Origin of the sequence: uncultured Rhodoblastus sp., assembly GCF_903903185.1 — a bacterium.
Taxonomy (GTDB): Bacteria; Pseudomonadota; Alphaproteobacteria; order Rhizobiales; family Beijerinckiaceae; genus Rhodoblastus.
Map to the genome: position 1 here is coordinate 1 of NZ_CAIUXT010000084.1, position 10,385 is coordinate 10,385.

Genomic DNA, 10,385 nt, shown 5'->3' on the forward strand with positions numbered 1-10,385 from the left:
GACACGCAGGCTGTTGGCGTCGATGCCGTCTTCGTGGCCGGCGGCGATCATCAACAAGCGGAAGCGGATGATGTCGGACAGGGAATGGGTGATCAAATCGGGCGCGCGGGGATCTTCGATGCAAGCGGCCAGGCGATCGGCGACGCGGAGACGTTGCTCCACTTCGCGCAGCGCCAGAATGCCGCCGTCCGACGACAGCGAACCGCCGTCGAATTTGACCACAACGGATTTGCGCGCGACGGGTGACAGGCCAGGCAGTGGCAGGGTAAACTCGCTCACGGCGGATGTGGTCTCGCAAAAAATGGCACGGATGGGCTTAGACAACCGAATCCTACGTCATTTCATGAGCTTAAGCTACATCCGCCAGCCTGCCGTGCATATTTCGGGTTAATGGCGCTCAGTTTGGCGCCAACGACACAAGCCGCCGCTGCAAATCAAGCAGCCCAACTCGCCGAAAGCGCCTCGGCCTGCTGCAAAACGTTGATCACGGCGGCATCCTGCAAATCCGGCGGATAGCCATATTTCCGCAGCAGCCGCTTCACATGCCGCCGGATGTTGGCGCGAGCGTTTTCGCGATGCGTCCAGTCCGTCGTGACGTTGCCCTTGATCACGACAACCAGCTCATGCGCGATGACGCGCAGCGCCGGTTCGCCCATGGCTTCCCTTGCGCTCTCGTTTTCGGCGAGGGCGTCATAGAAGGCGATCTCCTCATCGCTCAGGCCGGACTCCTCGCCGCGCGAGCGCGCCGCCCGGATGTCCTTGGCCAGCTGGATCAGTTCTTCCAGCACTTGCGCCGTCGTCAGGGCATTGACGTGATAGCGGGCGATCGCCGCCTCCAGCCGCTCGGAAAATAGCTTGGCCTGGGTCACGTTGCGTTTCGATTGCGCGTGGACATCGCCGTTGATGAGTTTTTTCAGCGCCTCGATGGCGAGGTTCTTTTTGCCGGTCTGGCGCACTTCGGCCAAAAATTCGTCGGACAGGATCGAAATATCCGGCGACTGCAATCCCGCCGCCTTCATGATGTCAACAATCTCGGTCGAGACCACCGCCCGGCTGACGATCTGCTGGATCGCCAACTCACGATCCGCCGAACTCCTCTTGCCGTCGCCCGGCAGGGATTTAAGCAGCGCCGCGCGGATCGCCTGGAAGAATCCCACCTCGTCGCGGATGACGCGCGCCTCGTCACTGGCGCCGGCCAGCGCAAACGCCTTGGACAGCGCCACCACCACGTCGGCATAGCGACGATGGGCGCGCTTCTTCCCTTCATCCGTCTTTTCCTTGGCGGCGTCTTCCTGCGCGAGGGTCAGCACCCAGTCCATGGCGCCGGCCATGACGCCAAGCCGCGACTGCGGCGTCGCCTTGGGGTCCAACGCCAGCCGATACTCAAAGCCGCCCGCCGTGTCGGGCCGGAACATCGCTTTCACGACCTCGTAGCGCTTCACCATCTCCTGAATGGCCTGCGCCTCATCAATGCCCGTCTGCTCGCGGTCGCCGCCCGAATATTGCCCGAGCGCGCTTTTCAAGTTTTGCGCAATGCCGATGTAATCCACCACCAGACCAGCGGGCTTGTCCTTGAACACGCGATTGACGCGGGCGATGGCCTGCATCAGGCCATGGCCCTTCATCGGCTTGTCGATATACATCGTGTGCATGCAGGGCGCGTCAAAGCCAGTCAGCCACATGTCGCGGACGATCACGAGTTTAAGCGGGTCCTTGGCGTCCTTGGCGCGCTTGGCGATGGCCTCGCGTCGGGCCTTGGGCCGCTTGCCAATATGCGCCTGCCATTCCAGCGGGTCGGACGCCGCGCCGGTCATCACCACTTTGATCGCGCCGGCGTCGTCATCGTCGCTGTGCCAGTCGGGCCGCAGCTTGATGATGGCGTCGTAAAGCTCCACGCAAATCCGGCGGCTCATGCAGACGATCATCCCCTTGCCGTCGAGCGCCTCGGTCCGCGCCTCGAAATGCTGGACAATGTCCTCGGCGACCAGGGCGATGCGCTTTTCCGCGCCGACCAGCGCCTCGACGCTCGCCCATTTGCGCTTGAGCCGCTCCTGTTCGGTCTGCGCCTCGTCCTCGGTCAGTTCGGCGATCTCGCCGTCGATCTTCGGCTTTTCGTCCTCGTCGAGTTCGATCCGCGCCAGCCGGCTCTCATAATAGATCGGCACCGTCGCGCCATCCTCGACCGCCCGGCTGATGTCGTAAATGTCGATGTAGTCGCCGAACACCGCCGGCGTATTGACGTCCTCCTTTTCGATCGGCGTTCCGGTAAAACCGATGAAAGAGGCGTTGGGCAGGCCGTCCCGCAAATATTTGGCGAAGCCATAGGAAATCTCGCCCGTCTTTCGCTCGACCTTGGCGCCAAAACCATATTGGCTGCGGTGCGCCTCGTCGGCGATGACGACGACATTGCGGCGGTCGGTCAGAACCGGATAATCGGCTGCGCCGGCTTCCGGCGTGAACTTTTGCAGGGTCGTGAAGATCACGCCGCCGGATGGGCGATCCAGCAGTTTCCGCAAATGGTCGCGGTCCTCGGCCTGAAGCGGGGTCTGGCGCAACAGGTCCTTGCACATGCTGAAGGTCGCGAACAATTGGTCGTCGAGATCGTTGCGGTCGGTCAGCACCACCAGCGTCGGATTTTCCATCGCCGGATGCTTGATGATCTGGCCGGCATAAAAAGCCATCAGCAGGCTCTTGCCAGAGCCCTGCGTGTGCCAGATCACCCCGACTTTGCGGTCGCCGCCGGGCGCCGTCGCCGCCAGCGTGCAGGTCACCGCGCGGCGCACGGCATGGAACTGATGATAGCCGGCGAGGATTTTGACGACATCGCTCCCGGTGTCGCCGAAGACGATAAAATCCTTGAGGATATCGAGGAAATGGCGGCGGTCGAACACGCCCTTGAGAACCGTCTCAAGCTCCGGCGTTCCCTTGGGCGCGAGATCGTCGCCATGGACCGTCCGCCAGGGCATGAACCTTTCGCGGTCGGCGGTAAGCGAACCGATCCGCGCCGAGATTCCGTCCGATGCGATCAGCGCCGCATTGGTGCGGAACAGGGAGCCGATCTGGGCCTTGTAGGTCTGCAACTGGTTGAACGCGCCGTCGATGGTCGCGTTTTCGTCGCCGGGGTTTTTCAACTCGATGACGGCGAGCGGCAGTCCATTGACGAAGATCACAACGTCCGGGCGGCGGTTGGTTTTTTGCTCGATGACGGTGAACTGGTTCACCGCCAGCCAGTCGTTGGCGTCGGGATCGTCGAAATCGATCAGCCGGACCTGCTCCCCGCTGATGGTCCCGTCCTCGCGCCGCACTTCGACCGGCGCGCCCTCGATCATGTAGCGATGCAGGCGGCGGTTTTCGGCGATCAGCAAGGGCGTTTCGGACCGCAGGATCTTGGTCAGAACTTCTTCGCGTGTTTCCGCCAAAAGTTCTGGATTCAGCTTGTGGATCGCCTTGCGCAGACGCTCGGCCAAAATGACGTCGCCATAGCTGGCGCGTTCCGGATGTCGCCCATCGGGGCCGATCTCAAAGCCATTGGCGACGGAATATCCAAGTTCCTCCAGCCAGGCGAGCGTGGCTTCTTCGACGTGGCTTTCGACGAATGCGCTCATGATTGCGCCCCGCCACCGCCGAGGACAAAACGCGCCCGTTCCCGCCGCAGCATCTCGTAAGGGCTGATGCATGGCACGCTGAGACCGACACAGGCATTTGGAATCTTGATTTTGCGCGCGGAAGCCGCCGGCACTTCATGGGTGACGACAGTGAAACCATGCGCCAGCGCATGCGCTACCAGCCAGTAATCGGCCACCTGCAAAAAGGTCGAAATAGCGGCGGCTTCATAATTTTGCCCCGTGGCCCATGTGCTGACCCGCGACAAGGCAGGCAGCACGGCGCCATCGGGCGGCAGGAAAAAACCGCTCCCCTGCGCAACCGCCCAGTCGGATAGATCATCCGCGCCGGCCTGCAATTCGTCGCCCACTTTGTCGATGCTGGCGACCTTGCCTGCGCCATTTTGGCCTGCCATCCAGTCCCAAAAGGCAGGGCAGAAATCGAAACCGTAGTGCAAGTTTTTCGCCTGGATGAAAATGTTGCTGTCTAAAAGATAACGGGTCAAGGCATGACCCCCAGTTCGCGGCCAATATTGTTGAACGTCTCGGTTTTGGCGACGCCAAGCATACGGAAGGCGTCGCGATAGAGCGTCTGCCCCTCAAGGGTGCTTTCGACAAGGGCGCGCGCAAAGCGCCGGCTCACGCGCGATAAAGTTGTGCGATAAAAATCGCCCCCGCCGGAACCACTGCGGGCAGCAAGCTCCTTTAGACGATCCCGCTCATCGAGCCACGCCGTTTCAAAAGCCGGTCGGGTCAGCCAGCCAGCATCGAGCAGCCGCCGCAAGATAACCAAGGTACTGACCTTGAACCGCCGCGCCAGCCGCTGAAGAGCTGCGCTTAACGGCTCCCCCGGCTCCAGCGCCGGTCGCAACGCGGAGAGCGGAACCAGAAGCTCCGCCGCCACGGCGTTGCACCAAACCTCTTCCCTCCGATAGCCAGAGAGCGGGGCCGCACTCGCATTCGAGATTGCGGAAGAACCAAGCCAAAGATGCGCCAACTCATGCGCCAGGGTGAACATCTGCCCGGCCTTGCTGTCGGCGCCGTTTATGAACACGAGGGGCGCGCGATTATCAGCCAGCGCAAAGCCTCGGAACTCCTCCGGGTCCAGTGTGCGGGTATTGTTGGAGAGCACCACGCCGCTTACCATCACCAGCACGCCGGCTTGCTCCGCGAGGCTGACAAACAGCCGCAGCGCCTCTTCCCATGTGCGGCATGCGGCCCTGGCCTCAAGGTCAAACTCAAGGACCCGGGACATTTCGGCGGCGACGCCTTCCGGCCTATCGCTCAATCTTCTGCTGCCAACGAATTCGACTCCGCGGGAACGGTTTGCAAGGCTGAATTCGCGATACCAGCTTTGTCGCTCCTGACAGGCATAGACCATGTCCAAAAGATTCGGGCTTGGCCTCCGCGCGGCGCGGCCATCGATCGTCCGAAAATCCGGAATAGGCAGCGGCTCCTCCGGCGGCCGTGGCAAAAACAAATAGCCGACCGGCACATGCACGGCGTGCGCGAAAGCCTCCAATTGCTTGAGTGTCGGCTGGGCCTCGCCGGACTCCCAGGCGTCGAGCTTCTTGAAGCGGCGTTCGAGGTCGAGCGGCTCCATCCCGGCGCGCACGCGCGCCCAGGTGAGAAGGTCTGGATTGACCGCCGCTCGCGTCATCCTCGTTCACCCGCGACGCTGGCCAGCGCCGCCTTCAGAACCTTAAAACAAACCTTAGCGGTGTGCTCATCGGGAGAGAAGCCCGAAACCATTTGCTCGTAAGGATGAATATAGTTCCTGAAATCTCGCAGGCCGTGGCTGAATTTTTTCACATCCCGTTTCAGCAGGCCGCCTTCATAATCGGGGACAAAGCCGCTCTGCATGCCGAGCAGCGTTTCAAGGTAGCGTTTGTCGATTTCGTTGAGGCTGCTCATTGCGCCGCTTCTGCAATTTTTTCGGTGGCCTTCACGCGGATTTCACCGGACATGAGTTTGGGGAGGAGGAGGTCGCGGGTCTTCGCTAGCGATCGATTTTCAAAGTCGTTCGCTATGGCACGATCAAAGAGCGGTCCAATAATCGCGTCTGCTGCCCGCATAAGGGGATCGTCACCAACAACTGTCACTGCTTGAGTAAGATGATAGCGCTGTATATGCCCCATCGTTGTTGCTTTAGAAGCCGCTGTTGACTGAAAGTCGGTCATGTGATGTCCGATCCAATGGAAGAAAAACCATTTCGGACATTTCGAAGATGTGACCTTGAACAAATGTTGGTTCAGCGCGCCGCGCCCCCCTGTCCATACCCGGTGAAGAAGGCTACCCGACCAAGAAAAAAGCACGTCGCCGTTCTCGATGACATAGGCCGGGGCTACGTCGGTTGAGGCCCGATCTGCTCCATCGACGTTGTTTGCGCGAAGCTGTGCGATCTTAATTACTGGGAGAAAATCCGCCCCCAATGAAGGATATTTCTGAAGGGCGATACCGTTAAGAAAATCCGCGATTTGGTCAAGCGGCAGTTCACTCCAACCAGCCGGCTTTCCCTCATCATCCAGCCGATCCGGGAACAGCGCCCAGATGTCCGGCGCGAGATAGGGCGCGCGGCCTTCTATCTTCGCCCGCGTGGGGCCGAAATCGACGAACCAGTCCTTGAAGATCGCCCGCGCCATCGCTTCGAGCGTCTCGTTCATGCGGCGGTTGAGGTCGATCTTGTCGTCGAGCGCGCCAAGAATGGATACGATCACCTGCTGCTCGGAAGCCGGAGGAAATAAGAATTTGAAATTTAGCTGCTGAGAGATACTTACGTAATCGGCGACCATCGCGCCATGTGTCTTGTCAGCGTCTAACGCAGCTGCGAACGCCGGGCTCTTCATCAAATAAAATAAGAAACGGGGGACAAGTTTGGTTGAATCTAGGGATCGCCAATAGGCAACTTGAGGAGCAAACACGACTTGTGGCTGCCCTTCTCTCAGGTATCCCGCTCTGCCTACGGTTCCCTTGGTAATGAACGCGGCGTCTCCCGGCTGAGTGAGCTTCGTTTGAAGACGGGCAACAAACTCCGGCCGAATATGATCAATCGTATTCGTGTTGATCCAACCGTCGCCAATATCCCCGCCACGGACAAACGGAATGCCAAAAGAGCCAAGCTCTTCATTTTTCATCCGGTAGCCATCGGAAACATCCAAAATTCCAGAAGCCACGAGTTCGCCAATTTTGCGCTCTCGCCAGTTATGCGGGGGCATGAAATAATCCGAAGGTTTTCTGAATTTCAGTATCCAATTCTCGCCCCCGCGTCAGAACGTCATTGTGCACCATGGTTTCCTCCAACATCCTCGCCGTGCAGAAAGCGGATAAACCCGCGCAGGCGCCCGCCTTGTCCGCGCCCCTACCCAAAATGAGCCCGTCCATCATTGCCCCCCGGAAACATCGAGGAACAGGCGCACCAGTTCCTGATTGATGTAATAATTGCTGCGCCCGGCCTGATGCTTGGCGACAAAGCCGTGTTCGGCCAGCGTGTCGAGATGTCTTGCCGCCGTCTGGCGCGTCACCTTGAGGTCCTGCACGACATAATCGATCCGCGTATAGGGATGGCGAAACAGGTTGTTGAGCAAATCCTGCGAATAGAGTTTTGGCATTTCGGCGCGCATCCTCTGTTTGACGGACGCCATCTGGAAGCGGATGCCCTCGACGAGGCTCAAGGTCGTCGTCGCCGTGCTCGCCACCGCCTGCACCATATAAATCACCCAGTTCTCCCAGGCGCGCGCCGCCGCCTCGGGGCCTTCGGCGTCGCGCACGGCTTGCAGCAAGCGGTAATAATCGGCCTTGGTCTGCGTAATATGGCGGCTGAGATAGAGCACGGGAATATCGAGCAATCCGGTCCGGGTCAGATAGAGCACGTTGAGAATGCGCCCGATGCGGCCGTTGCCGTCCGAAAAGGGATGGATGCTCTCGAACTGGTGGTGGATGAGCGCCATCTTGATCAAGGGATCGAGCGGGCTGGCGGCGTCATCGTTGATGAATCGTTCCAGCGCGCCCATATGCGCCCGCACGGCGGCGCCATCCTGCGGCGGCACATAGACGATTTCTCCGGTGCGATCGTTTTTCAGGGCGGTTCCCGGCGTGTCGCGAAATCCGTCCTCCCGCCCCTTGAGCAGGCGGAACATCTCGATCAGCGTATTGTTGGAGATGATCCCCTGCGTCTCGGCCAATTGCCGATGACCCAGCCGCAAGGCATTGCGATAAAGCGCGACCTCCTTGGCCGCCGCCGATTGCGGACCTTCCGGAAACAGGTCGGCCTGAAACAATTCGTCCTGCGTCGTGACGATATTCTCGATTTCCGACGAGGCCTTGGCCTCCTGCAAAGCCAGCGTGTCGATCAAAATCCCCTGATTTGGGATGGTGGCGGCCCTGCCTTTCAGTTCCGCCAGGGCGCGATTGGCGGCGGCCAGCGCCTTCCACACGCGCACCGTATCCAGATCGACGGGCGGCGGCAGATCGGGCAAATGGTAGGTCGCCTTTAACATGTCGCCCGCGTCTTGTTATAAAAATTGGTTTTTTTTAACATGTTTGTCGGACGTGTTAAACAATTTGTCATTCGATCACGCCGCGTCCGGCCCGATGCTCGCCAGCCGTTCGCGGATCAGCCGCGTCAAGCGCTCGGCATCGGCAAACTGGCTTTCCAGCGTGCTTTGGAGCGCGGCAAAGCGTTCGGGGAATGGCGTTTCATCATCTTCGACATCCGCCGCCCCGACATAGCGTCCCGGCGTCAGAACGTGGTTATGGCTCCTGATCTCCTCCAGCTTCGCCGCCTTGCAAAAGCCGGGGACATCGTCGAAATCCTTACCCTCGCGCCAAGCGTGATAGGTTTCGGCGATCTTTGCAATGTCCTCGTCCGAAAACTCTTTTCGGGTGCGGTCCACCAGCGTTCCGAGTTTTCGCGCGTCGATGAACAAAACCTCGCCGCGCCGGTCGCGCAGTTTTCCGCCGGGGTTCTTGTTGCGGGCCAGAAACCAAAGGCAGGCCGGAATCTGGGTCGAATAGAAAAGCTGGCCGGGCAGGGCGACCATGCAATCGACCACGTCGGCCTCGACCATGGCGCGGCGGATCACGTCTTCGCCGGATTGCGCCGACGACATCGAGCCGTTGGCGAGCACGACGCCCGCCGTTCCATTCGGCGCGAGATGCCAGAGAATGTGCTGAAGCCAGCCGTAATTGGCGTTGCCGGCTGGCGGCTCCCCAAAAGTCCAGCGCGTGTCCTGTCGCAGCCGCTCGCCGCCCCAATCGGAAATGTTGAACGGTGGATTGGCGAGGACATAGTCGAAGCGCAGGTCCTTCAACTCGTCCTTGTGAAAACTGCCTTCATTGTTCCAGCGGATGTCGGCGTCGATGCCGCGCACCGCGAGGTTCATCTTGGCCAGCCGCCAGGTGGTGTAATTGCTCTCCTGCCCATAAATGGCGATGTCGCCGAGCCGTCCGCCGTGGCTCTCGACGAATTTCTCCGACTGGACGAACATGCCGCCCGAGCCGCAGCAAGGGTCATAGACGCGACCCTTGTAGGGCTCCAGCATCTCGACCAGCACCCCCACAACCGAGCGGGGCGTATAGAACTCGCCGCCGCGCTTGCCTTCCGATCCGGCGAAGCCGCCGAGGAAATATTCATAGACGCGCCCGAGCAGGTCCTTGGCCTTGTCGCCGGGCTCGCCGGTGGCGATGCTGGAAATCAGGTCGATCAACTCGCCCAGCATGACCTTGTCGAGCGCCGGGCGGTTGTAATCCTTGGGCAGCACTCCCTTGAGGCCGGGGTTGGCCTTCTCGATCTCGGCCATGGCGTCGTCGATCAGCTTGCCGATGGTCGGTTGTTTGGCGCTGGCCTGCAATTGCGACCAGCGCGCCTCCTTGGGCACCCAGAACACGTTTTCCGCGAGATATTCATCCGGGTCTTCGGCGGCCAGCGGGTCTTCCGCCAAAAGCTCGGCGTGCTTGGCCTCGAAGGCGATGGAAATGTGCTTGAGGAAGATCAGCCCGAGGGCGACATGTTTGTAATCGGAAGGCTCAAGATTCTTGCGCAGCTTGTCGGCGGCGAGGAAAAGCTGGGCCTCGAAGCCGAGATTGGCGCCGTTGCCGTTGGTCTTGGATTTCTTGGTCGAGGGCTCAGCTGCTGCGCTGGTGGCGTCTTTTTTCGGGCGGCCTCTTGGCATTTCAATCCTCAAAATCTTTGGCGCCGAATTGGGCGCGTTGAAATGCACTGTTTCAGCCGCCAACGCGTCGGCCGGCCGAGTCCTATCATGACTCCTCGGAGGAAACACTCGACCCTTCCGAAGGGCCGCGATGGGAGTCGCCGCGCGGCCTGACGCAGATCGTCCCGGACTTCGAGACATAACTCTCTCCGGAAACAGATACTTGGTTGCGCAAAAAATAATAACATTGAAATACTTAGAGATGCGGGAGCCCTGTTTTTGGCTCCCGCACAACTATTTATTGGGTGATATCCTTTTTTGATTTGGGAGGACGGTTTTTTCGTTCCTCCTTGGTGAGCGGCTTGAAAGCACCGTGGTCGAGCATCAGCTGGCGCCGGCTGCTTTCAAATTCTTCGCAAATCATCGGGTAGTCCCCGGACAGGCCGAATTTCTTACGGTATTCGATATCGGTCTGCTTATGTACTGCCAGTAGATGCCGCTTGAGAGTCGCAAAGCTTTTTCCGCATTCAAGACAGATAATCTTGTCACTCCAGACGGATGCCTTGATGGGAAGAAAAGGCTCCACATTCGGTGCATCGACGACGAAATCGTCGCGAAATGCATTTATTCCCGC

General features: G+C 59.8%; 9 protein-coding genes. All 9 read right to left on the reverse strand.

What is annotated here, in order from left to right; translation table 11 throughout:
- The coding region (locus QZY01_RS08140) for a transposase (protein WP_294535672.1) at positions 1 to 279 on the reverse strand (279 nt) is incomplete at its 3' end.
- A gap of 155 nt (positions 280 to 434) precedes the next feature.
- The gene (locus tag QZY01_RS08145; protein WP_294535675.1) at positions 435 to 3,605 is read right to left on the reverse strand and encodes a type I restriction endonuclease subunit R; all 3,171 of its coding nucleotides are present in this window, start codon (positions 3,603 to 3,605) and stop codon (positions 435 to 437) included.
- The gene (locus QZY01_RS08150; RefSeq protein WP_294535678.1) at positions 3,602 to 4,108 is read right to left on the reverse strand and encodes a DUF4411 family protein; all 507 of its coding nucleotides are present in this window, start codon (positions 4,106 to 4,108) and stop codon (positions 3,602 to 3,604) included. Before QZY01_RS08150 ends, QZY01_RS08145 begins: the two co-directional genes overlap by 4 nt.
- On the reverse strand, positions 4,105 to 5,205 hold the full coding sequence (locus tag QZY01_RS08155) for an ImmA/IrrE family metallo-endopeptidase (protein WP_294535681.1): 1,101 nt from the start codon (positions 5,203 to 5,205) through the stop codon (positions 4,105 to 4,107). The genes QZY01_RS08150 and QZY01_RS08155 overlap by 4 nt, the downstream gene beginning before the upstream one ends.
- A 53-nt stretch (positions 5,206 to 5,258) precedes the next feature.
- Positions 5,259 to 5,516: a hypothetical protein gene (locus QZY01_RS08160; protein ID WP_294535684.1), complete on the reverse strand. Its 258-nt coding sequence runs from the start codon at positions 5,514 to 5,516 to the stop codon at positions 5,259 to 5,261.
- Positions 5,513 to 6,817, reverse strand: a complete 1,305-nt coding sequence (locus QZY01_RS08165; protein ID WP_294535687.1) for a restriction endonuclease subunit S — start codon at positions 6,815 to 6,817, stop codon at positions 5,513 to 5,515. Before QZY01_RS08165 ends, QZY01_RS08160 begins: the two co-directional genes overlap by 4 nt.
- A gap of 165 nt (positions 6,818 to 6,982) precedes the next feature.
- A complete protein-coding gene (locus QZY01_RS08170) occupies positions 6,983 to 8,098 on the reverse strand; it encodes a Fic/DOC family N-terminal domain-containing protein (RefSeq protein WP_294535689.1) in 1,116 nt (371 codons plus the stop codon).
- A gap of 75 nt (positions 8,099 to 8,173) precedes the next feature.
- Positions 8,174 to 9,772 (reverse strand): class I SAM-dependent DNA methyltransferase, encoded by a 1,599-nt coding sequence (locus QZY01_RS08175; RefSeq protein WP_294535692.1) that lies wholly within the window; start codon positions 9,770 to 9,772, stop codon positions 8,174 to 8,176.
- Between the two features lie 277 nt (positions 9,773 to 10,049).
- A partial coding sequence (locus QZY01_RS08180) for a MucR family transcriptional regulator (protein WP_294535695.1) occupies positions 10,050 to 10,385 on the reverse strand: 336 nt, incomplete at its 5' end.

What these genes read in the sequence shown, in the direction of transcription:
- QZY01_RS08145 (WP_294535675.1), bottom strand. Translation starts at nt 3,605, where the DNA reads ATGAGCGCATTCGTCGAAAGCCACGTCGAAGAAGCCACGCTCGCCTGG.
- QZY01_RS08155 (WP_294535681.1), bottom strand. Translation starts at nt 5,205, where the DNA reads ATGGAGCCGCTCGACCTCGAACGCCGCTTCAAGAAGCTCGACGCCTGG.
- QZY01_RS08160 (WP_294535684.1), bottom strand. Translation starts at nt 5,516, where the DNA reads ATGAGCAGCCTCAACGAAATCGACAAACGCTACCTTGAAACGCTGCTC.
- QZY01_RS08165 (WP_294535687.1), bottom strand. Translation starts at nt 6,817, where the DNA reads ATGCCCCCGCATAACTGGCGAGAGCGCAAAATTGGCGAACTCGTGGCT.
- QZY01_RS08170 (WP_294535689.1), bottom strand. Translation starts at nt 8,098, where the DNA reads ATGTTAAAGGCGACCTACCATTTGCCCGATCTGCCGCCGCCCGTCGAT.
- QZY01_RS08175 (WP_294535692.1), bottom strand. Translation starts at nt 9,772, where the DNA reads ATGCCAAGAGGCCGCCCGAAAAAAGACGCCACCAGCGCAGCAGCTGAG.